Origin of the sequence: Methanobrevibacter sp. TLL-48-HuF1 (genome assembly GCF_023617305.1) — an archaeon.
In the GTDB taxonomy this organism is placed as follows: domain Archaea; phylum Methanobacteriota; class Methanobacteria; order Methanobacteriales; family Methanobacteriaceae; genus Methanocatella; species Methanocatella intestini.
The window spans coordinates 1576365-1597620 of sequence record NZ_CP081485.1 but is presented as its reverse complement, the minus strand read 5'-3'; the positions used below and the strand labels follow the sequence as shown (position 1 = coordinate 1597620).

The 21256-nt window shown below is 29.8% G+C and carries 25 protein-coding genes; 2 read left to right on the top strand and 23 right to left on the bottom strand.

Annotated features, from left to right (window positions below):
- Window positions 1-81 precede the first annotated feature (81 nt).
- The 5 genes from K4897_RS07535 to hdrC all read right to left on the bottom strand — a co-directional run bounded on the left by K4897_RS07535 (window position 82) and on the right by hdrC (window position 3784).
- Window positions 82-771, bottom strand: coding sequence for a metallophosphoesterase (locus tag K4897_RS07535; RefSeq protein ID WP_094516406.1), 690 nt, complete (start codon window positions 769-771; stop codon window positions 82-84).
- Between the two features lie 13 nt (window positions 772-784).
- Entirely contained in the window at window positions 785-1309 is a 525-nt protein-coding gene (locus K4897_RS07530) for a DUF2096 domain-containing protein (RefSeq protein WP_019266573.1), read from the bottom strand.
- Window positions 1306-1572, bottom strand: coding sequence for a DUF749 domain-containing protein (locus tag K4897_RS07525; RefSeq protein ID WP_004033134.1), 267 nt, complete (start codon window positions 1570-1572; stop codon window positions 1306-1308). The genes K4897_RS07530 and K4897_RS07525 overlap by 4 nt, the downstream gene beginning before the upstream one ends.
- Window positions 1573-1839: 267 nt before the next feature.
- Window positions 1840-2736 (bottom strand): CoB--CoM heterodisulfide reductase subunit B, encoded by an 897-nt coding sequence (gene hdrB, locus K4897_RS07520; protein WP_019266575.1) that lies wholly within the window; start codon window positions 2734-2736, stop codon window positions 1840-1842.
- A gap of 22 nt (window positions 2737-2758) precedes the next feature.
- Window positions 2759-3784 carry a CoB--CoM heterodisulfide reductase subunit C gene (gene hdrC, locus K4897_RS07515; RefSeq protein WP_019264686.1) on the bottom strand — a complete coding sequence of 342 codons (1026 nt, stop codon included), beginning with the start codon at window positions 3782-3784 and terminating at the stop codon, window positions 2759-2761.
- Between the two features lie 189 nt (window positions 3785-3973).
- Between hdrC and K4897_RS07510 the strand changes: the two genes are divergently transcribed.
- Window positions 3974-4726, top strand: coding sequence for an archaeosine tRNA-ribosyltransferase (locus tag K4897_RS07510; protein ID WP_250416963.1), 753 nt, complete (start codon window positions 3974-3976; stop codon window positions 4724-4726).
- Here the strand turns inward: K4897_RS07510 and K4897_RS07505 are convergent.
- The 4 genes from K4897_RS07505 to dph5 form a co-directional block, all read right to left on the bottom strand.
- Window positions 4718-5143, bottom strand: a complete 426-nt coding sequence (locus K4897_RS07505) for a hypothetical protein (RefSeq protein WP_019264688.1) — start codon at window positions 5141-5143, stop codon at window positions 4718-4720. The genes K4897_RS07510 and K4897_RS07505 overlap by 9 nt on opposite strands.
- A gap of 3 nt (window positions 5144-5146) precedes the next feature.
- Window positions 5147-6070 carry a hypothetical protein gene (locus tag K4897_RS07500; protein ID WP_250415898.1) on the bottom strand — a complete coding sequence of 308 codons (924 nt, stop codon included), beginning with the start codon at window positions 6068-6070 and terminating at the stop codon, window positions 5147-5149.
- A 227-nt stretch (window positions 6071-6297) separates the two neighbouring features.
- On the bottom strand, window positions 6298-6453 hold the full coding sequence (locus K4897_RS07495) for a hypothetical protein (protein ID WP_019264690.1): 156 nt from the start codon (window positions 6451-6453) through the stop codon (window positions 6298-6300).
- A gap of 284 nt (window positions 6454-6737) precedes the next feature.
- Complete coding sequence (gene dph5 / locus K4897_RS07490) at window positions 6738-7550, bottom strand: diphthine synthase (RefSeq protein WP_019267805.1); 813 nt, start codon at window positions 7548-7550, stop codon at window positions 6738-6740.
- Between the two features lie 73 nt (window positions 7551-7623).
- On the opposite strand from dph5, the gene K4897_RS07485 reads away from it, so the two are divergent.
- Window positions 7624-8628, top strand: coding sequence for a class I SAM-dependent methyltransferase family protein (locus K4897_RS07485; protein WP_250415896.1), 1005 nt, complete (start codon window positions 7624-7626; stop codon window positions 8626-8628).
- On the opposite strand, the gene K4897_RS07480 is transcribed toward K4897_RS07485, so the two are convergent.
- From K4897_RS07480 to K4897_RS07415, 14 genes are all read right to left on the bottom strand, one after another.
- Complete coding sequence (locus tag K4897_RS07480; RefSeq protein ID WP_019266580.1) at window positions 8612-9385, bottom strand: CPBP family intramembrane glutamic endopeptidase; 774 nt, start codon at window positions 9383-9385, stop codon at window positions 8612-8614. The two genes, K4897_RS07485 and K4897_RS07480, sit on opposite strands and share 17 nt — an antisense overlap.
- A gap of 41 nt (window positions 9386-9426) precedes the next feature.
- Window positions 9427-10356 carry an S-methyl-5-thioribose-1-phosphate isomerase gene (gene mtnA / locus K4897_RS07475; protein WP_019267808.1) on the bottom strand — a complete coding sequence of 310 codons (930 nt, stop codon included), beginning with the start codon at window positions 10354-10356 and terminating at the stop codon, window positions 9427-9429.
- 342 nt (window positions 10357-10698) lie between these two features.
- Entirely contained in the window at window positions 10699-11382 is a 684-nt protein-coding gene (locus K4897_RS07470; protein WP_019264696.1) for an amino acid ABC transporter ATP-binding protein, read from the bottom strand.
- 12 nt (window positions 11383-11394) lie between these two features.
- Window positions 11395-12045, bottom strand: coding sequence for an amino acid ABC transporter permease (locus K4897_RS07465; protein WP_019264697.1), 651 nt, complete (start codon window positions 12043-12045; stop codon window positions 11395-11397).
- A gap of 16 nt (window positions 12046-12061) precedes the next feature.
- Entirely contained in the window at window positions 12062-12880 is an 819-nt protein-coding gene (locus K4897_RS07460) for an amino acid ABC transporter substrate-binding protein (protein WP_019264698.1), read from the bottom strand.
- A 162-nt stretch (window positions 12881-13042) separates the two neighbouring features.
- Entirely contained in the window at window positions 13043-13909 is an 867-nt protein-coding gene (locus K4897_RS07455; RefSeq protein WP_019266582.1) for a radical SAM protein, read from the bottom strand.
- 62 nt (window positions 13910-13971) lie between these two features.
- Window positions 13972-14532, bottom strand: coding sequence for a methanogenesis marker 17 protein (locus tag K4897_RS07450; protein WP_019264700.1), 561 nt, complete (start codon window positions 14530-14532; stop codon window positions 13972-13974).
- Between the two features lie 15 nt (window positions 14533-14547).
- Window positions 14548-15789, bottom strand: coding sequence for a methanogenesis marker 15 protein (locus K4897_RS07445; protein ID WP_019264701.1), 1242 nt, complete (start codon window positions 15787-15789; stop codon window positions 14548-14550).
- Between the two features lie 2 nt (window positions 15790-15791).
- Window positions 15792-16235, bottom strand: a complete 444-nt coding sequence (locus K4897_RS07440; protein ID WP_019266583.1) for a methanogenesis marker 5 protein — start codon at window positions 16233-16235, stop codon at window positions 15792-15794.
- A gap of 6 nt (window positions 16236-16241) precedes the next feature.
- The gene (locus tag K4897_RS07435) at window positions 16242-16718 is read right to left on the bottom strand and encodes a methanogenesis marker 6 protein (RefSeq protein WP_019266584.1); all 477 of its coding nucleotides are present in this window, start codon (window positions 16716-16718) and stop codon (window positions 16242-16244) included.
- Entirely contained in the window at window positions 16696-18237 is a 1542-nt protein-coding gene (locus tag K4897_RS07430) for a methanogenesis marker 3 protein (RefSeq protein ID WP_019264704.1), read from the bottom strand. The genes K4897_RS07435 and K4897_RS07430 overlap by 23 nt, the downstream gene beginning before the upstream one ends.
- 59 nt (window positions 18238-18296) lie before the next feature.
- Window positions 18297-19301, bottom strand: a complete 1005-nt coding sequence (locus K4897_RS07425; RefSeq protein ID WP_250415895.1) for a methanogenesis marker 2 protein — start codon at window positions 19299-19301, stop codon at window positions 18297-18299.
- Window positions 19302-19307: 6 nt separating this feature from the next.
- Window positions 19308-20441, bottom strand: a complete 1134-nt coding sequence (locus K4897_RS07420) for a DUF2117 domain-containing protein (protein WP_250415893.1) — start codon at window positions 20439-20441, stop codon at window positions 19308-19310.
- Between the two features lie 11 nt (window positions 20442-20452).
- Window positions 20453-20953, bottom strand: coding sequence for a type II toxin-antitoxin system VapC family toxin (locus K4897_RS07415; RefSeq protein ID WP_250415891.1), 501 nt, complete (start codon window positions 20951-20953; stop codon window positions 20453-20455).
- Window positions 20954-21256 lie beyond the last annotated feature (303 nt).

Genomic DNA, 21256 nt, shown 5'->3' with positions numbered 1-21256 from the left:
TAATATTAAATAAAATTTGTGATTTAATTTTTGCTACTGAAAAAAGAATAAAAAAAGAATAAAAAGAGATAAATAAACTATTTATCCATCTAAAGAAATCATATTAATTGTATAATCAGAACCTTCACCAATATCAATTAAAACTGCACCATTATCCTTAAGCATTCCAGGATTAGCTACATCAGTAGTAGTTCCAATTTTACTAATGGATTTTGCTTCGTGAATATGGCCACAAATATTAATTTGAGGTTGGAACTCATGAATAGATTTTAATATTCCTTGACTACCCACATGGTCTCCGCTTTCAGTTAAATCTGCACCAGTATTATAAGGAGGAGCATGAGTAACTAATATTTTTACTTTAGGTACTTCATCATTAGCTACAAAATCATAATTAGCTAACAATTCATAAACATCCCCATAAATTTTATTATCTTGAATTTCACCAGGAGTATCAAATGGTGTAGGATTGGAACCACCATATCCAAATAAAACAACATTATCAAAAGATAAAATGTTATTGTGTAAGCATATTGCATCTGATTCTCTAATTGCTTTACATATTCCTGCAGGATCACAATTACCTGGAACAGCCATTACTTCACAGTCACAGTCAAGTATTTTGCTAATAAATTCATCAACAAATTCCAATGGACCAAAATTAGTAATATCTCCAGTAATAATAACAATGTCAATGTCATTATTATTAAGATATTTGTATAAATTCTCGTTGTCCTCTCCGTGAACGTCACTTATTGCTAAAATTTTCATAAATACCACTTAATTATTCTAAAAAGAAAGACCCCATTTCTTTCAAACCTGTTTTAAGATCTTCTTTATCCCCATGAAGATCAACAGTAACATCATCTTCAAATTCGATTATAAGGCCATTCCATTCAGCTATTTCTTGAACTCTTTCTTCAGCCAATGCTTTTTTCAATGTTATTCTTCCAGTTGTTAATCCTGGAGGAGTGTTAACAATGAATGTTGAACGAGATTTAGGAAATTCAAAAACTTCTTTACCATGCATTGCATCTTTGAATAAACCTAACCATTTATCCACATATTCTTCACTTTCCTGTGAAGCTAATTCCAAGAGTGTTTCTTGAATATTATTTAAAGACATTTCAGCTTTAGCTAAACTATTAATTAAATCAGGATGAGATGGATCTTTTTTATATGAGCTTATTGAAGATCTGATTAAACCTAATTCAGGACTAATTCCCTTAGGAATATCATAACCTTTTTTATTTAAATCAGTTAAAAGATTAAAAACAATTAACCAATTTTGCTCAGAAGGCAAACTCATAAGTGTCCACCTATGATTTTTAAGGTTGTGTGATTGATTTTAGCATCCGCATCTTTTAATTCTTTTTCAATTTCTCTAATATTATTATAAGAATCTAAAAATAATACATGGTGGCTATCAGTACCTGAAATACTTAATATAGCTAAATCATCACCATCTTTTACTTCTCTTTTTTCAATAGTTGCTTTGAATTGTACGTATGGTTCGTACTCTTCAGGAATATCTGGATATTTAAATATACCATCTAATGTTGCTACAAACATATTATCACCTTAAAATATATTTAATTTAAATCATTGAATTTAACAATCATATCTTTTATACTAATAATATATAAAGTTAATTACGAACTATTCGTAAAATATAAAACTAAAATTTAAAATTGTAAAATGCAAATGATAAAAAACAATAAAACTAAAAAAATCTACAAAAAAATGAATGAAAAAATAATTTCATTCAATGATTAAAACCAAAGTGTGTTTTCAATGTCTAAAAAAATGAAAAAATTGAAAGGAAATTAATCCTTACAATTATTTAGCGTTTTCACCTAATGCTTTAGCTAAAGCAGGAGCTGCATCAATAGCTTGTGCATCTAAAGTTAAATCATCAGCTGTTAATCCCATAGCTAATCCGTATAATTGAGCTAAGTGGAAAACAGGTAATGCGTAGTCAGTTCCGTATTTATCATTTACTTCAGTTTGACCTTGGTCAAATTGTAAGTGACAGAATGGACATACGTTAACAATAGCATCTACACCAGCTTCAGTCATGTGTTCGAGTTTTTCTTTAGTGTAGCTTAAAGTTACATCTAAATCTCTGGATCTTAATCCTCCACCTGCACCACAGCACATCATTTTGTCTTCATAAGGTACAGATTTAGCACCAGTGATTTCAACTAAATCATCTAAGATAGATGGATCTTCTGCTTGGTCTTCAATACCGATTTCAGCAGTTGGTTTTAAGAAGTGGCATCCATAGTGAACAGCAACATTTAAGTCTAAAGGTTTTTCAATAAGGGATGCTAATTTTTCGTATCCTACATCATCTCTTAAGATTTGTGCAAAGTGTTTTACTTCAGTAGTTCCTTTGAATTCTTTACCTACTTCAGATAAAACTTCATTAATTTCTGCTTTTTTATCTTCACTTTCTTTTAACATGTGATTACATTCAGTTAAAGAACCAAAACAACCATTACATTCAGTCATAATATCCATTCCCATATCTTCTGCAAGGGATAAGTTACGAGCTGCAATGGAAGCCCATGTTTTTTCATCAAAAGAACCAAATACACCAGGAGCAGGACAACAAGATGCTCCTTCCATGTCTTTTAATTCAATATCTAATGCGTCAAATAATTGTCTGGTTGCTTTTTCAATACCAGGGTAACGGTTGTTCATAATACAACCTAAGAAGTATGCAATTTCCATATTAATACTCTCCTCAATTAATTTATTCTTTTAAATCTCCGGTTGCTTTATCATAACCAATTAATTCATCAAAAGCAGTGATTTCGCATATTTTTTGTACTTCTTCTAAAGCTTCTGGGAATGAATGAGTGGTTGCAGGTAATTCTGAAAGACCAATTTTAGATCTTAAAGCTTTAGTTGCATCATTAATAGGTACTCCGTGACCAGTTTTAATTACAAATAAACCAGTTTTTTTGTGAGCAAGAGCCATGTAACCTGCATGAGCAGCAACGTTACGTGCTTTTTTAATGATTTCAACGATTTTAACACTTCTAGGACATCTTTCTTGACAAGTGTAACAGGTAGTACACATCCATAAAGCGTCATCGGAAATTACTTCTTCTTTTAATCCAAGTAAACATTTCCTTACTATTTGTCTTACTTTATAAGGAGTTCTTCTTCCAGAAGGACAACTTCCACCACAGGTACCACATTGGAAACAATGTTTAACTGTTTCAATTCCAGCATCAATGAATTCTGCTGTAAATTCTTTATCACGATTTGCATCGGTTAATAATTCTTTATCAGTCAATAAAGTCATATTATCTCTCTTTTTATCATTATCTTTTGAAACTTCGTTTTCAACTTTTTCGTCGTTAACTACTTCTTCAGACTCATCAATTGATTCGTCTTCAGTTTCAGTGGTGTCATTTTCATCTTCAGAAACTTCATCATCCTCATTTGAATCATCAGTCAAAATATCCAGTTCGTCAAGAACTTCAGTTTTTTCCTCTACATCATCAATTTTAGGAGCAATTTCTTCGTTTTCTTTAACATCACTAGTTTCAGAAGTTTTAACGTCTTTTTTAAAAGTCATATCCTCATCATCATCTGAACTAATATTAATCTTAACCATAGGTTCAGTAGTTTTAGTTCCAGAAACAATACTTTTATCAAAATTATTGGAAGATGTAACTTTGGTATCTTCAGATTTTAAATCATCAATACCTTTTTCTTCATTATCTTTACCTCTTTTAAATAGAGATTTTAGATTATCAATAATAGACATTGAAAACACACCCTGGATAATCATAGGAATATAATCCTCAAATCCATACTAATATTCTATCAAAAAACCATATATAAAGGTTACTAAAATTTCCAAAAGTGTAACCTAAAAGATTACACTAATGATTATATTTTGGATAACCTTAAAATAGAAAGTAAAACCATATATAATGTTAAGAAAATAAATGGAATGTTTAAATTGATTGAAAAATTTGAAATAAAATCACATGATGGACCTGGAAGAGTTGGAAAAATAAATGATACAATTACTCCTAAATTATTTTTTAAAAATGACATTAAAATAGCGCCTTACGAAGGATCTGCATATAATATTGACCGTGAAATTGCACAATTTAATGTTAAAGAAACATTAAGACTAGCTAAAGAAAATACAGATAAATGTAACATAGCTACAATACAAGGTTCAAAATACATTGATTTAAGAGTTGAATGCTTAAAAGAATTAGAAAAGATAGGTTACAATGGATTTATAATAGCTAATAGTGACGAATTATTATTACATCCAAGAGACCTCAGCAATATGATTGTTAATTTAAGAAAAAATATGCATCCAACCAGCTATTTAATATTTTCATTTGCTGAACCATCATTTATGCCATTATTAGCTTATATGGGTGTTGATGGATTTTTAGCAGATTCCGGCAATTATTACAGTTATTTAAATGTTCTATTAACTCCAACTAAAACATATGACTTGGAAACTTATCCTATTTATGAAAATATAACAAGAGACGAACTTGAAGAAAAAAACATTGAAACTCTTAATTTTGTAATTAAAGAAATTCAGACTCATATGAAAAATAGTTCATTAAGAAATTTAGTTGAAGAAAGGTCACTTACCAATCCCCAAAATGTTTCTGCTTTAAAAATATTAGACAAAGAGCATAAAAATTATCTTTTAGAATATAGTCAGCTATTTTAATATTAAAGTATTAATCATATCTTTAAATTCTGTAACTGGTTCTAAGGAAGCTTCAACAGTTCTTAATTCAAAGATATAAATATTTCCATTTTCTATAAACACATAATTGTGAATATCAAAGTTGATATCAGGAGTATCCATATTTGCATGTGTTTTAATAGCAGGTTTTCCAGCTATTTCAACAAAATCTGATTCTAAAATAACCCCTCCATCATCACTAATAGCATCTTCCATAAATAACTTATAATCTTCAATATTTGTCCTTGTTGGAAACATTACCACATTAAGTAAATTTTCTTCCCCTTTAGACAAAGTAGCTACACAATCAGGATTATTATAAGTATCTGCTTTTTCTTTTTCCCATGTGACAGGATATTTAAAAGTTAAATTTGGAGTGTTTACACTTCTAAATTCCATGATTTAATCTCCTTTTTTGTGTTTAACATCAATAGGTGCTATTTCATCTTCCACATCATCTAATGTGTCAATATATTTGGAAAATGGTTCTGGAAGTTTAGGCATTACTTCTTTTAGAATTTCAGATGCATCAAGTTCCAGTGCCTGACCTGATAAAAATTGTTCAACACTGAAATCAAACTCAAAAGGCTTAAGCAAATCATCAGTAGGTACTCTTAAATTAATCTTATTTTTATTTAATAGCATTTTAATCATACTTGTCTCACGAATTTGCTCATTCATGTCATCAATAGTACTATTTATCTCAAATGCTATAGCTTTATTCTTCTCATTTACATCATGTTTAGCTTTAGAGATGGAATTTTCCAAATTTTCAACCAATTGGGCATTTCTCTTATTAATATTATCTCTTGCTTCATCAATGACAACATTAATTGCATTAAGAATAGATTTGTTCAATTCTACATTGTAAGCTAAAATCATCTTATTTTTATAATCCAGTTCTTTAAAAATAGCTACTCTTTCTTCATCCACTTTATTAAGTTTTTTATTAAGTTCCTGAATTTCATCTTTTGCTTTAATTAATTCATCCTTATCCTTAATTTGTTCTTTTAAATCATCCACATCATCAAAAAATGAATTTTTAAGTATATTTATCTGATTATTTAAATCAGCAATCTGATTATCTTTTTTATTAATAATTTCCTCATAATCATCTAATTTTTTTTGAGAAAACTGATTATCAACTAATTCTTCATATTCTTCACTTGAAAGAACACGAACAAGATCATTATCTTCAAAAGGGTCTTCTTTTTTAAGGCTAACCTGTTTTTGTTTTGATTCCTTTTCAATAACATTACCATCTTTGTCTTTACTAGTGTACTTTTTAGTATAGACCCTAACAGTCCTATAATCATCATTTTCCATTTTGAACACCTATTAATAATAAATACAATTTATTAATTTAAATAGTTTATCCAAAAAAGTAAGAGATTAATTAAAATCCATTATGCAATTACAATTTTCTTTCCAGTTTGTAAACAAATAAAATAAGATATTGTTAAATTGCCCTGTAGAAATTAGCTGTACTTAAACAAATCAAGAAAATACAATCCAATTAACTTCAAAAATAAAAAAAATAAAAAAATAAAAATTTAAAGAGTTTCATTTTCAATCCACAACTCAATTGCCTCTTCAACAGCTTTAGAATACCACCCTGTTTCAAAAAGCATCTTAGAAGAAGCCAGTTTACGAAAATGCAAGTCCAAATCATTATTGATAGTAATGGTTACACGTTTGTTTTTTGTCATGTATAATACTACTGTAACTTATTATACATAAATTAGCAAGTGTTTTTTCACATAAATTCGCTAAACAAAAAACAAAAATTACATTAATTTTCTAAAAAATTAAATAAAAACATTTATATATCATGAAAATAAAGTATAATACGATGTGAAGTAAAATTCATGTCAGACAATGAACATCAGTCAACCATTTTATAATCTCCAAAAATATATTAAGATATGTTTCATTGAATTTAAGAAGTAGAAAATCCAAAAAACACGTTCTACTTCTCTCCCCTTATTTTAATTTAAATTTCATCAAGAATTTCACGGTTAGCTCCAGCTATCTCAACTAAATATTCTGCTTCAACAATGTGAAGTTTGGAAGGAATTACAATACAGTGAAGAGGCCCTCCAAAATCATAATCAATTAACTGGCTGATTTTACCTGCTTTTACAACAACATCTTTAGAACCTACTCTTGCAATACCAACAGCCAAAGTATCCTCAGTAATTGCGCCATCATAATCCAAAGTATTTTTAATATTCATCAGATATTCCAAACCCTGATTAACAGTCATGTAACGGTCATTATGAGCTTGAATATCAAGCAAAACTAAAGTATGCAAATCCATAGCTAAATTTTCTTCAATAGCTATGTATGGAGATTTTGGATAGAAATTATGGTCAGGGAAAGGAATGGTTGTAACTTTACCAAACTTATAACCCTGAAGTCCGGAAATAGCTGGTGCAGAAGATAAAATAGATGATCCATGAATTACTTCATAATCAATGCCTTTTTTAGAACATTGAACCAAAAAATCACTATGAGTAGTAGCTATTAAAGGATCCCCCCCTGTAATCAAAGCTACATCTGAATCAATAGCTTCATCTAAAAATTTACTTTCTTCTTCAACTTCATTTCTAACTAAAACTTCAATTTTTTTACCAATCTGAGCTTCAATCTCATCAAAACTTGAACCAAATAACCTGGAAGTGAAAAATTCCGCATAAATTTTATCGACACTTTTTAAACATTCCAAACCTTTAAGACTAATATCCTTTGCATCAAATAATCCTAATCCAACTAAATAAAACATATTATAAGATTTTAAAAACATAGTATAAAAGTGTTGTTTTAGAAAATATTATAATAAAATTAAAACAAAAATTAGTATATTAGAGGTATTTACTATGAAATCAGTTAAAGTTCCATTAAAAGAATTAAATAACACCAGAAAAAAGTTAATGGAAAAACAGTTAATGAATATGGATTATAAAATAAAAACACAAGATGACTATGGTTTCATACCAATAAATACTCAGGATTTTAAGTGTGATTATGAAATTGTTGATGTTGAATTAGAAGCAATGAAAAGATATCCTAAAAATATAAGTGAATTGCTTAAAGATGATTTGACTTCTAAAGAAATTGAAGATTTAAAAACATCATTTGACATAATCGGAGACATTGTAATTGTAGAAATTCCTGAAAATTTAGAAGAAAAAAAATCAAAAATCGGAAAAGCTACTTTAGAATTTACAAAAAGAAAATCAGTTTACATGAAAAAAAGTGCAATCCATGGAACAATACGAATTAGAGATTTAGAACTTATTGCCGGTGAAAACAATCCTGTAACCGTCCATAAAGAACATAGAACAAGATTAAAGCTAAATGTTGAGGAAGTTTATTTCTCACCAAGACTAGCTACTGAACGAAAAAGAGTAAGCGATAGTGTAAAAGAAAATGAAAATATTTTAGATATGTTTTGTGGAATCGGTCCGTTTCCAACAGTAATAGCTAAAAACAATAATGTAAAAATTACTGCTGTTGACATTAATGAAAATGCAATAAAATACTTAAATGAAAATATCCGCTTAAACAAGTTACATAATATTAAATCCATTTGTGGAGATATCAGAGAAGTCAGCAAAAATCTAAACAAAAATTATGACAGAATTATAATGAATTTACCTGGACTTGCCTATGACTTTTTAGATTTGGCTATGACCCTAATAGCAAACAATGGAATTATAAACTATTATGAATTTTCTGACTCCTATGGGCAGGGAATAGAACGCCTGCAAAAAGCTGCAAAAAAAGAAAATAAAAAAGTTGAGATTTTAAATACCCGCAAAGTTAAATCCAGCAGTCCAGGAATGTGGCATGTTGCAATTGATGCTAAGGTAACTTTTTAGTTATATCATCAATTAAAACATAAGTTTCAATAACCCAAAGACAGACAAATGCAAATATTGACAATATAAATATTAGGGGATTCATAGATTGGAAATTTGGCATGACATATGGCATTGTATAAGCTGTCAAATTCAATATGAAATGAAGAACAATAGTGGAAGCCAAACTTTTTGTTTTAATATAAATAACACCAAATAATAACCCCATAAATGATGCATAAACTATTTGAATAGTTGTATTAGTCCAGTCCCCACCAAAACCTGTAATAACATGAGCAGCACCAAATATAAATGCAGATAAAATTACTGATTTAATTATGCCGTTCTTAGAGTTGCCCCATTTTTTAAGCATATTTGTAAGAATAACTCCACGACAAAGGAATTCTTCCCATAAAGCTATTGCAACACAGTAAATTAAAGCAGCTACCACACCAAATACATTAATTACAATACTGTAATCATAAGTTGATTCCAAAATTCCAGACAATTGAACTAAACAGAACAATAAAACTGGAATTCCTAAAAGCAACCCTTTAAAAACTCCTTTTACATTCCATGGAATATCATCAAACAATCCGATTTTTTTAGCTATAATTATTAAAACAACAAAGGCAACAAGATTGTTAACTGAAGATAAAACATAATCCATTGCAGGCAAACTAAGTATTTCTGGAGGTAGTATAAATATTAAAGCAATAGTTACTGCTCCAAATCCAAAAATCACAACAAAAATCAATGCTAAAAGTATGCTGAACAAAATAACATGTTTTTGTGAAAATTTTTCATTAATATTATCACCTAAATTGGGTCAATAATTCCATTTTCAGTTATAATGCCTGTAATAAGCTCTTTTGGTACAATATCAAATGCCGGATTAATAACTTCAGTTCCTTTAGGACAGATTCTGCATCCCCCATAATATCTTACTTCATCACCGTCTCTTTCTTCAATTTCAGTATCAAATACAGAGGCATTCATGTCAAAAGTAGATAATGGAGCAGCTACATAAAATGGAACATGGAAATGATTAGCTGCTAAAGCAACCATTAAAGAACCGATTTTATTTACAACACCACCTTTAGCTATTCTATCTGCACCAATTACAACTTTATTGATTTTGTATTGAGACATTAAAAAACCGGAAGCCACATCAGAAATCAATTTAACAGGAATGTTTTCCTGCTGCATTTCCCAAACACTTAATCTGGCCCCCTGACCTCTCGGACGTGTTTCATCACAAATTACATCAATATTTTTTCCCTGATGGAATGCAGAACGAATAACGCCTAGAGCAGTACCATAATCAACACAGGCCAGTGCTCCTGCATTACAATGTGTTAAAATAGTATCTCCATCTTCAATTATCTCAGCACCATGTCTTCCGATAGCTAAATTAGTATCAATATCTTCTTTATACATAGTTAAAGCTTCTTTTAATGGATCATCACTATTTAAAACTCTGTCAACTGCCCAAAATAAATTGATAGCTGTTGGTCTTGCTGCTTTAATTTCATCTGCAGCTTTATCTAAATCTTCACCATGTAAATCAGCTAATGCCATCCCAAAAGCAGCTGCAACTCCAATAGCTGGAGCACCTCTAACAATCATATCCTTAATAGCTACAATAACTTCCCTATAATCATTACAATAAACATAAGTCAATTCATCTGGAAGTTTTGTTTGATCAATAAGCTTTAATTTATTATCTTCCCACTCAAGTGTTTTCATAAATAATACCTTCTGTTAATTAGAAATAATAAATCTTTAAAAAAAGGAAAAGCATAATTCCCCGTTAGTTTCTAATTTAAATCTATTAAATAAAATATAATTAATAGTTTTTTTAATTTTAAAATTATGCTTTTCTTCCTAATGAACTATCCATATATTGGAAATTGATTAGAGATGTAAAACTACATCTACTTATATTTTATATTTGAAATATTATATAAATTTTAAGATTTTATTGAAGAAATTGAAAAAAATATTAACAAATATTAGTGAATTAATTTAATTAATCCTAAATTTTATAAAAATTAAAAAAAAGATACAGGATAAAATCCTGTATATCAATTAATCATAGAATTTTCCTAAAAATTCTTTCATTCTTGGATTATCAGAAGCAAAGACTTCTTCAGGACTTCCATTTTCAACTATGAAACCGTCATCCATAAATATAATTGTATCTGCAACTTTTTTAGCAAAACTCATTTCATGTGTAACAATAACCATAGTCATCTTTTCAGCTGCTAAATCCTTTATTACTTTTAAAATTTCACCAGTTAACTCCGGATCAAGAGCTGATGTTGGTTCATCAAAAAATAAAATATCCGGATTCATTGCTAAAGCTCTTGCAATAGAAACCCTTTGCTGTTGACCACCAGACAATTCACATGGATAAGAATCTTCCTTATCACTTAAATCTAATTTTTTAAGTAAATTTCTAGCATCCCTATAAACATCATCTTTATTTCTTTTTTGAACTTTAATAGGTGCATTAGTAATGTTTTTCATAACTGAATGATGAGGGAATAAATTGAAATCCTGAAAAACTAAACCAAAGGTTCCATCAAAATCAATGATTCCACTATCCTGAGTTTCCAAATTAGTTATACATCTAAGTAATGTAGATTTACCTGAACCTGATGGTCCAATTATACATAAAACTTCACCCTTATCCACTTTAAGAGAAATATCTTTCAATACTTCATTTTTACCGAAACTTTTTTTAAGATTTTTAATTTCTAATAAACTCATGATATTTCCCCACTAATCATAATAATCTAATTTTTCTTCGATATATTCCATTACAAATGCAACAATTACATTGAATATATAATAAAATACACCTGCTATAAGCAATGCCATAATTGAAGCTTCTGAAGCAGCAATTTGTTTAGCTACTGTGAACATTTCTGGAATAGCTATTACAAAAGACAAAGATGTATCCTTTACAAGAGTAATTACTTCATTTGTTATTGAAGGCAGAACTATTTTAATGACTTGAGGTAAAATAATTATGAAAAATGTTTCTATTTTACTATAACCTAATACCTGTGCAGCTTCATATTGCCCTTTAGGAATAGCTTCAATTCCGCCTCTGTAAATTTCAGCAAAGTATGCTGCATAATTAATTGAAAAAGCAATAATCACAGATATCATCCTATAATCAGGAGATAAAGAAGCACCAAAAATATAATATGGTGCAAAGAATACCACAATTAATTGTAACATTAATGGTGTGCCTCTCATAATTGAGATATACACTTTCATTAACCATCTTAATGGTTTGAACTTACTCATTCTTCCCCAGGCCACTACAAGACCAAGAGGAAGTGAAAATAATAACGTAAGTAAAAAAATTTCTATGGAGGTAATCATACCTCCACACAATTCTGTTATTACAGTACTTAATAACATATATTATTCGCCTGACTTATTTTCTTATAAGAGAATCTTTAATATCATATTCACTGTATTTATCAGCAATTTTATCAACAGTACCGTCTTTGAACATTTCATCTAAAGTAGACTGTACTTGATCTCTCAATTCAGTATTGCCTTCTTTAAATCCAATACCATACTGCTCTGAAGATATATTGTCATTCAATATTACAAAATCATCAGTGTTATTTTTTGAATTTAATTGGTAATGTGCAACACCAATATCAACTGCAACAGCATCACAAGCTCCAGATTCCAAATCCATAAATGCAGTATTATAATCAGCTACTTCAACTAAGTTTCCAAATGTATCTGCCAATGATTTTTGATCTCCTTGAAGTGCAGCTAATGCAGATGAATCTTTTTGAGTTTCTACATTTTTACCTTTTAAGTCACTTAAAGAATTAATACCTGAACCATTTTTAACAACAATAACCTGTTTGTTATCAAAGTAAGGGTCAGACCATGTGTATTGATCTTCTCTGCCATCCATGGTAAATCCATTCCATATACAATCAATACTGCCTGAATCTAATTCACTGTCTTTAGCATCCCAGTCAATAGGTTGTTTAACTAAAGTCCAATTGTTTCTATCACAAACTTCTTGTGCTAAATCTAAATCAAAACCTACATAATCCCCATTGTCATCTTTGTAACCATATGGTGGAAATTCTGCATCAAATCCAACAACTAATGTCTTATCATCGTTAACTACTTTACTTTCCCCATCAAATACGCCAGAGTATGCCGCCACACCAACAATTGCGAGTATGACTATTATACAAGCGATAATTCCAATTTTCTTATCCATATTTTAACACCAAAATATCTATTAAACATATCTTAAATTCTTAAATTAAGTAAAAAATCTAAGCTATATAATAACTTTTATTTCTTTAAATATTTATTATTTTACACAATTACTGCTGAAAAAATAAATAAAAACAATAAAAAAAATTGAAAAAAAGAAAAATTAGTAATGACTTTGAGGAGTCATTCCTAAATGATGGTCTTCACTTTTTTTACCAGGAATCCCATAAGCATCTGCCCTACATTGGGTACATGCTCTAAATACCGGAATAATTTCTTCAACTTCTTCACGAACCTTTTCCATCATAGAACATCCCGGACGTTTATAAATTTTCATTTTATTTAATGGAATAAGTGGTAAAACATTCATTAAAGAAGCTCCACGTTTTTTAACTTCTTTAGCTATCTCAACAATATGTTCATCATTTAATCCTGGAATTAAAACAGAATTAACTTTAACAACCATGCCATTTTTAGCTGCTTTTTCAACACCTTCAAGTTGATTTTTAATTAATATTTCAGCAGCTTCATAGCCTTTGTAAACTTTCCCTTCATATTTAATAAATGAGTAAATATCCATTGCTATATCTGGATCAATTGCATTAATTGTTACAGTAACAGAATTTACTCCAAGTTCAGCCAATTTATCTGCATATTTAGGAAGTAAAAGACCATTAGTACTCATGCATTTTATTAAATCAGGATGAGTTTTACCTAGCTTTTCAAAAAACTCAAAAGTTTCCTCATTAGCCAGAGAATCTCCAGGTCCAGCTACACCAACTACAGAAATTGGTCCTTCTGCAGTTACATCATCAATATGACTAATAGCATCATCTGGTTTCATTATACAGCTAGTAACCCCCGGTCTATTTTCTTCATCATTTATATTCCTAGTACAGAAATTACAATAAATATTACATTTTGGTGCTACAGGTACATGAGCTCTACCTACTTTATCATGCACTTTTTCATTAAAACATGGATGTGCTTTAGTTATGTGTGCAAATCTAGAACCATTATGTTCATTCATATAACATCACTCCCCTACTTGTAATTATGTTTGTATATAATCGAACTATATTATAAAGTTATCTATAAACCTTTATTTAATTCTGCAATATAGTCATTAGCTTTATCAATCCAATCATCTTTAATTAATTCATCAGTAGCTATTACAGCCACAATATCCCCAACAGAAACATCTTTAATTATTTTAAACCCTTCCGGCAAAATTCTAAAGATTGCATCATAAATTCTTCTTTGAAGATTTGAATGAGGATCATCAACAACCAAATCTTCCAGATCCATTTGATTTCCTTCAAGATCAATATTATACCTGGTCGGCTGATAAAGCTCATCTCTAGAAAATCTCCTCCACAATAACTTCAAAATATTTGGGAGATAATTTTCATTTTCAATAAATATTTTAGTAACATCATTGCTTTTATCATAAGTGAAATTAGCCACATCACCAAATTTAATAACACCAGAAGTCTTTTTCATTTTAATAGCTAAAATAAAAACTGCTTCATCAGGGTTAGCAAAAGCTTTTAAATCTTCAACAGCAGGACCAAGAACCAAATCCTGAAAAATCTGTTTAATAATCATTTCATAGACTTCTGCGCCTTTTTCATCATAGCATTCTACTAACATCAAATCAACTCTTGACTATTTATTATCTTGCCTATGACCCATTCCAGATACTAAAAGAGCAGCACCTACCGCTCCAATATGTTGAGAATATTGAGGTACAATAACATCAATACCACCTAACATTTCACTAACAGCTTCAACAAGTCCAGAAATTAATGATGTTCCACCTACCTGTATGAGAGGTTCCCTTAAATCTATTTCCTGAAGTTGCTGTTCGTAAACTTGTTCAGCTACAGAATGACAGGTTGCGGCAGCAGCATCAGCTTTGGAACCACCTGCTGCAAGAGTAGTAACTAAATCCTGAATACCGAAAACAATACAGTAACTGTTAAGTAATGCTTTTCTGTAATCCCCTTGTAAAGCAAGAGGTCCTAATTCTTCAATAGAAACATCTAAACGACGGGAAGCCATATCTAAAAATCTTCCAGATGCTCCTGCACAGATTCCCCCCATAGTAAAGTTATCAGGAATACCATCATTAACAGTGATTACTTTGTTATCCATACCCCCAATATCCAATACAGTAGCTTCCCCTTTTTGATGATCAGCTAAATATACTGCACCTTTTGCATTAACAGACAACTCTTCCTGAACTAATTCTGCATTTAATTGTTTACCAATATTAATACGACCATAACCAGTTGTACCAATTCCATCAACATCATCAATTGTATATTCAGTATCAGCAAAAGCTTCTTCAACACCTTTATAAACAGAACCCATAATATCTTTTGTTTCTGTCCAGCCAGTACCTATAACTTTATTATTTTCCATAGCTACAACTTTTGTAGTTGTTGAACCAGAATCAATACCTAATGTAAGACCTTCCTGTTTTTCACGAGCAAGAATACTTCTACGGGTTACAGTAGTAGCTAATGCTTCCATACGAATAAATAATTCATCTGCTTTTGTTCTTTCTGTAAATGAATATGTAACTACAGGAATACGAGTATTATCCTGCAGGAATTTACGCACTGCATTTCTTACAAGAGCTCCTTCTGCACATCTAAAACAAGAAGCGATGAATACTGCATCAGGTTTACATCTTCCTTCAACAATTGCCATCGCTCTTGCAATCATTAACTTTAAACTTGAACTTTGAGCAGAAAATCCAAATTTGGCATAAGATTCATCAATATAATCCAAATCAATTTCCGGAAGAATAATTTCTGCACCAAAAGTATTGGCTGCTTTTTCAATTTCCTTTTGAATTCCACTATATTCAGTTCCACATGAAACTAAAGCAATTTTAACCATTATTATTCCTCCTTAAGAGAGTCTAAAAACTCATTAATTTGATTTACCATTAAAAATGTCCCATCCCTATTTTTTGGATATGTAACTTCAAGTATAGGAATATCCCTTTGCCTAAGCAGGAATATGGACAGTTCATTTGTTCTAGCGCAACCTACACAACCAAAACCAAATGGAGCACCATCAACTAAAATAGCTGCTTCAGCTTCATCTATTAAAGGACCTATAATAGACATTCTTCCACGAACACCTGAAGGAACTTCAATAGCTGCATATTTAAGACCTTTAATTGGGTCTTCTTCAGTAATATTCATAGGAGGAGAATCAATTTCAGGATCTTTAATTTTTTGTCTTATTTGTTTTTGAAGAACTAAAGGAGTGTGACCTTTCCTTTCAATTAAATCTGCTAAGATTAATGAATTTGGAGGATAAATAGCTACTTTCACCATGTTTTTTCACCTATCATTATTATTTTCTAAACATTCATTCATAATTTTTTTAAATTCATCAACATCAATTGGTTTTTCAACCGCAACTTTTACATCACGAGGATTTTCCAAAGCATCTGCCACATCACCAAGCAATCTGTATTCATTTTCCATCTGGTGGAAACCTTCCCTTGGTCCAAATCTGTGGCCCCTGCATCTTCTAGGATCCCCAGGAGCAAAACCTCTCTCTTTTGTGAAAATGTGATTCGGATCCAATTTTCTTATTTCACGAATCGCTTCAAAAACATCCTTTGTTTTTCCACTTACCATAGAACCATAACAGGTATTTTTTATTGTAAGAGGTAAATCAAGCATATGTAACTCATTAACAATTTCACTTTCACTAACATGAGCTCCAGGAGCAATTATAATCATACGAGTAATTACATCAGGATCCCAATCTTCTTTATCCAATTCAGGACTAATCGTTAAATTCCTTAACATAAACTATCTCTCCATCTTTAAATTTTTCAAGTTTGGAATAATCAGAAACAACATTACCAACAATGTTAGTTGAACTAAATGATTCTGCAGTTGGCCCAAATTCCTTATTATCTTCAAATCTTACTCCAATTAAACCAACATTTTTTGCAGACATATTAGTTACACCAATTTCACATGCTTTTACAATATTTTCAGGAGTATTTTCTGGAACAAGTCCTTTTGAAATATTTGAATCTCCTTCAAATATTAATATATGCATCCCAGGTACTGAAAAATGAACTTTAATTTTACCAATTGGCTCTTCTAAAAGACCTGACACTAATTTAAAGTATTTTACAGTTCTTGAAGCATTTTCAGTAAAGTCAATTTCACATAAATCATCTTTATGAATGGATTTGGTTGTTACTTTTCCTTCATTTAAAATATCAATCGTGTATTTTGGAGTTTGCTCTACAATTAAAGCATCTTCCCCAGTCACTCCCTCTTTAACATGTTCAATATTTAAACTAGCTAATTTTTCATCAATTTCATTTTGATTATGACCAAGTAACATCAGTCTATCCTGATTAGATTTAACAGTTATAAACTCTCCTTTTTTAGCTATATCAATAATTTCCATACCATTTATGATTTTACCTACATTGGTGTGATTTGGACTTAAAACTCTACTTTCCCTATAAATATATAATTTTCCAACACCTACACCACTGTTTCTAACAGTTATGCTTCCTCTTGTTCTGGAAGCAACATTTTCTTTAGGTTTATCTATCCCTTTCAAATCATAAAATCCTAAAAATGATTCTGATTCAAAATCAACTTTAATTCTGCCGTCTTTAATAATTGAAAACAGATGCTCAACAGAAACTGGAGAATTATTATCCACTTCCAGTGAAACATAAGTAAATAATTCATTGCCCTCTTTTAAAACAGTGTCTAAATCAGATACAGCAGATGAATCTGTAGTTGTACTTCTTTCAATAATAGGCTCAATAGCTTTTACTTCATCATCATCTGTTAGTAAGTTTAAAGTTTTTTTACCACCAATTACCTTTGCAAATATTCCTTTATTAAATGGAGGAACACTGTAAACATTAGTGGTGTTTTCCTTAATAAGAATTAAATGTGTTGACTCATTACTAAAACTAGATAAACTTAAAACAACATCCCCCTCATAATATTTATATTCATCAGAAGTAGGTTTCAAATCAGTGACAACAGGACCAATAGCTACTTCATTTGAAGTTGACCATCTAACAGATAAGTTTTCAAAATCTTTATACTGTTTTTTCCAGACATCAACTAAAGGCTGTGCTTCTTTAGTATCAAGAAGTTCTAAAATAACAGATCCTTGTGTTGTTTTAATTCTAAACTTGCTAACATTTTTTTCAAGCTCTTTTTTACCCTTAATTAAACAGATAATACTGCCGGGAGTGTATGGAGCATTAGATTCATCAATAACATCCTGAATTGTAGAACCTTCTGCCACATTCATTTCTTTTCCATTAATTTTTATTAACATATAATCTCCCAAAAAGAATTTTTTAATTAATATATAAATTTTAAAGCTTATAAAAATAATTACTCTTTTTTAAACTTGAAAACTGGATTTGTTTTTTGATTAAAAACTTCCAATTTTTCACCATCACCATTAACTAAATACAAGGAACAGTCACCAGTAATTTCGCCAACAACATTAGCTTCAATAGAATAATCCTTCAAATACTCTTTAATAAAATCACAATTTTCCTCATCAGCAGTAAATACAAAACCAGAACCAGGATATGATTTTAACCAATTTTCCCATTCAATATTTTTATTTCTTGGAATATCCATTAAATTTACTATTGCTCCTTTAACAGATGTTTCAAGTAACATTTCCAAAGTTCCTAAAATACCAGGGTTACTGATATCTTTTCCAGATTTAATATAATCTTTTTCAGCTAAATATTGAACTGCTGTAATTTGATCTTGAACTAATTGTTTGTCCTTATCATATGTAGTATCCCAATTTAGTGCAAACATTTCATGAGGTTTACCATCTAAATCAATAGCAACAATGATTTTATCACCTACTTCTGCCCCAAAACTAGTGATTAATTTATCTTTCTTTGCAATTCCCACAATAGCTACTCCCAAAGAATCAACTTCACCATCAGGATGTAGATGACCTCCAACCATAGGTACACCAAACTTCAAACAACCATCTTTAATACCTGCCAATAATTCTTCATAAATTTCATCATGTTTTATTGACATTATATTAACCATAGCCAATGGTTTTCCACCCATAGCTGCAATATCATTTACATTAACAAGAACAGAACAATAACCTGCCCAATATGGGTTAACATTCATTATTTGACCCCATATACCATCTGCAGCTACTAAAACTACTTGATTATTTCCAATATCAATAGCTGAAGCATCATCACCAATATCAATTACAACATCACCTGAAACATTATAAGATTCAGTTAAAAGAGATGTTACAGTATCAATAGAAGCTTTACGAGTTACTCCTTCAAATTCCTGAATTGCCTTTACAAGGTTTTTAAAATCTGAAATAAAAACACCTTCCCTCATTCTTTTTTAGATAGTTATAATATTATATTTACAATTTAAAAGATTTGTTATTTTAATGATTTCACCATGAATTTCATCAATATTTTTAGAGTTTCTAGGCCTGATTAAAATCTTTTCATTTTTAAAAATCAATTCATGTATTTTTTCACCGACAATATCATCAGTTCCACTTTCAAATTCAAATATTATGGAATTTTTAGCTTTGAAACCATCTTCAACAACTTTATCCAAATCCCCATCAGTAATGCCAATAATTGGAATATTAAATCTGTACAAAATATCAGAAGCTATTAATGTAGTATCATCTCCAACCGTAACAACCAAATCAGCATCTTTAAATTGATAAACATCTTCTCCAGCATGGTCTAAAAAAGCTATTTTAAAAATATCTGCTGATTTGTTTTTTTCTACAACTCTGGGTTTTACTTTAGACTTTCTTAAAAGCCCCGTTTTTACAATAGCATTTTCCAAATCAACTTTTCCTAATTTTTCAACACCATGCTCTTTTATAGTTCCACCAATAATATCTGTAATATAACCATCTTTAGCTATTAATGTAACTTTATCACTCTTAGATTTACCAATGACCATACTGTTAACCATTATATTCTCATCAGGACTAACACCATGCACAATTCTTTGAATTTTACCATCATCTATTTTATCCTGCTTAAAATGATTATTATAAATTTCTTCAGGAGTAACAATATTCAAATCTAATTTTTGAGACAGATCTTTGATTAAAGCATTATTATCTCCATTCCAAGAGATTATACTGCCATCAATTTCACCTGGCCTTTCAATTTGAATTAGTGGAATGTTATTTTCAGCTACTTTTAATAAATAATGATTATAAACTTTATAACCAAAAACCTGGCCTGTCACTCTGGATTTTCCATAGTTTATTAAAAATATAACATCCGCATTTGCATCATTAAATAATTTTAAAGAGTCACTTGGAACTAATTTTTTAGATATGTCAATGATATCTTCTAAAGACTTGTCAATAACTGCAGTTCTTCCCATAGTTCCACCTAATCTAGCTGAAACCTCACCATATCCAGACAATAAATCAATTAACTTTAAAGCCCAATTCGAATCAATAATATTAGGTCCATGAACTACTACACCAATTTTCATAAAAACACCAATTATAATTTTATTCTTTTTTTAAATATTCTAGACCCACAAACATCACAATCATCAAAAGGATAATTCTCATCAAATTCTTTTTTACAACCTTCACAAATCTTTTTCCAATTGTAAACACCTTTAATCCCTTCAGTTAGGATTCCGGAATAAGGAATATTAATAATTTTTAAAGTATTCTGTATAGTGTAATCATCACTTATAACTTTAATGTTTTTACCTTCGTCTTTAAGCATTAAAGCTAAAGCTATTAATTTTTTATCTGGAGCAGACAAACGTAGAACATCACCAGATTCTGATATAATTTCATTAACCTCATCAATATATTTTTCATCAACATCCCGAATAATTAATTTTCCATCTCTAATAGCCATATCCAATGTTAATTTTGACTCAAAATCTTTAACTTCCTGAGTAATCTCCGGAGCAGTATAATTATTATCTGATTCCAAGTCAAAACCATTGATAAAAGCAGATGCATCTAAAACAAAATAAATTTCCATGATTTTTATTATGATTTTAAAAATTAATAAATATTGCCAAATCGGATTAAATCATTGAAAAAATAGTTATAATTAAGTTATTAACTAATTAACAAAATAATTAAAATTTACATCAAAGTGTACAAAAAATTCTTAAAAATAGCTTAAAAAAGATATAAGTGTTCAAAAATTTTATTAAAGAATTGGAGGAAAATTGGGAACAAATTGGAGGAAAATTTGATGAAAATTTGAAAAATCTATTTAAATCTGTATAAGAAACTTGATATTATACAATTATTGTACAAAAATTGAAAATTGAAGTAC

Bases quoted from the DNA above. Each gene is read 5' to 3' on its own strand.
- K4897_RS07535 (WP_094516406.1), bottom strand. From the start codon at position 771: ATGAAAATTTTAGCAATAAGTGACGTTCACGGAGAGGACAACGAGAAT.
- K4897_RS07530 (WP_019266573.1), bottom strand. From the start codon at position 1,309: ATGAGTTTGCCTTCTGAGCAAAATTGGTTAATTGTTTTTAATCTTTTA.
- K4897_RS07525 (WP_004033134.1), bottom strand. From the start codon at position 1,572: ATGTTTGTAGCAACATTAGATGGTATATTTAAATATCCAGATATTCCT.
- hdrB (WP_019266575.1), bottom strand. From the start codon at position 2,736: ATGGAAATTGCATACTTCTTAGGTTGTATTATGAACAACCGTTACCCT.
- hdrC (WP_019264686.1), bottom strand. From the start codon at position 3,784: ATGTCTATTATTGATAATCTAAAATCTCTATTTAAAAGAGGTAAAGAT.
- K4897_RS07510 (WP_250416963.1), top strand. From the start codon at position 3,974: ATGTTTAAATTGATTGAAAAATTTGAAATAAAATCACATGATGGACCT.
- K4897_RS07505 (WP_019264688.1), bottom strand. From the start codon at position 5,143: ATGGAATTTAGAAGTGTAAACACTCCAAATTTAACTTTTAAATATCCT.
- K4897_RS07500 (WP_250415898.1), bottom strand. From the start codon at position 6,070: ATGGAAAATGATGATTATAGGACTGTTAGGGTCTATACTAAAAAGTAC.
- K4897_RS07495 (WP_019264690.1), bottom strand. From the start codon at position 6,453: ATGACAAAAAACAAACGTGTAACCATTACTATCAATAATGATTTGGAC.
- dph5 (WP_019267805.1), bottom strand. From the start codon at position 7,550: ATGTTTTTAAAATCTTATAATATGTTTTATTTAGTTGGATTAGGATTA.
- K4897_RS07485 (WP_250415896.1), top strand. From the start codon at position 7,624: ATGAAATCAGTTAAAGTTCCATTAAAAGAATTAAATAACACCAGAAAA.
- mtnA (WP_019267808.1), bottom strand. From the start codon at position 10,356: ATGAAAACACTTGAGTGGGAAGATAATAAATTAAAGCTTATTGATCAA.
- K4897_RS07470 (WP_019264696.1), bottom strand. From the start codon at position 11,382: ATGAGTTTATTAGAAATTAAAAATCTTAAAAAAAGTTTCGGTAAAAAT.
- K4897_RS07465 (WP_019264697.1), bottom strand. From the start codon at position 12,045: ATGTTATTAAGTACTGTAATAACAGAATTGTGTGGAGGTATGATTACC.
- K4897_RS07460 (WP_019264698.1), bottom strand. From the start codon at position 12,880: ATGGATAAGAAAATTGGAATTATCGCTTGTATAATAGTCATACTCGCA.
- K4897_RS07455 (WP_019266582.1), bottom strand. From the start codon at position 13,909: ATGAATGAACATAATGGTTCTAGATTTGCACACATAACTAAAGCACAT.
- K4897_RS07450 (WP_019264700.1), bottom strand. From the start codon at position 14,532: ATGTTAGTAGAATGCTATGATGAAAAAGGCGCAGAAGTCTATGAAATG.
- K4897_RS07445 (WP_019264701.1), bottom strand. From the start codon at position 15,789: ATGGTTAAAATTGCTTTAGTTTCATGTGGAACTGAATATAGTGGAATT.
- K4897_RS07440 (WP_019266583.1), bottom strand. From the start codon at position 16,235: ATGGTGAAAGTAGCTATTTATCCTCCAAATTCATTAATCTTAGCAGAT.
- K4897_RS07435 (WP_019266584.1), bottom strand. From the start codon at position 16,718: ATGTTAAGGAATTTAACGATTAGTCCTGAATTGGATAAAGAAGATTGG.
- K4897_RS07430 (WP_019264704.1), bottom strand. From the start codon at position 18,237: ATGTTAATAAAAATTAATGGAAAAGAAATGAATGTGGCAGAAGGTTCT.
- K4897_RS07425 (WP_250415895.1), bottom strand. From the start codon at position 19,301: ATGAGGGAAGGTGTTTTTATTTCAGATTTTAAAAACCTTGTAAAGGCA.
- K4897_RS07420 (WP_250415893.1), bottom strand. From the start codon at position 20,441: ATGAAAATTGGTGTAGTAGTTCATGGACCTAATATTATTGATTCGAAT.
- K4897_RS07415 (WP_250415891.1), bottom strand. From the start codon at position 20,953: ATGGAAATTTATTTTGTTTTAGATGCATCTGCTTTTATCAATGGTTTT.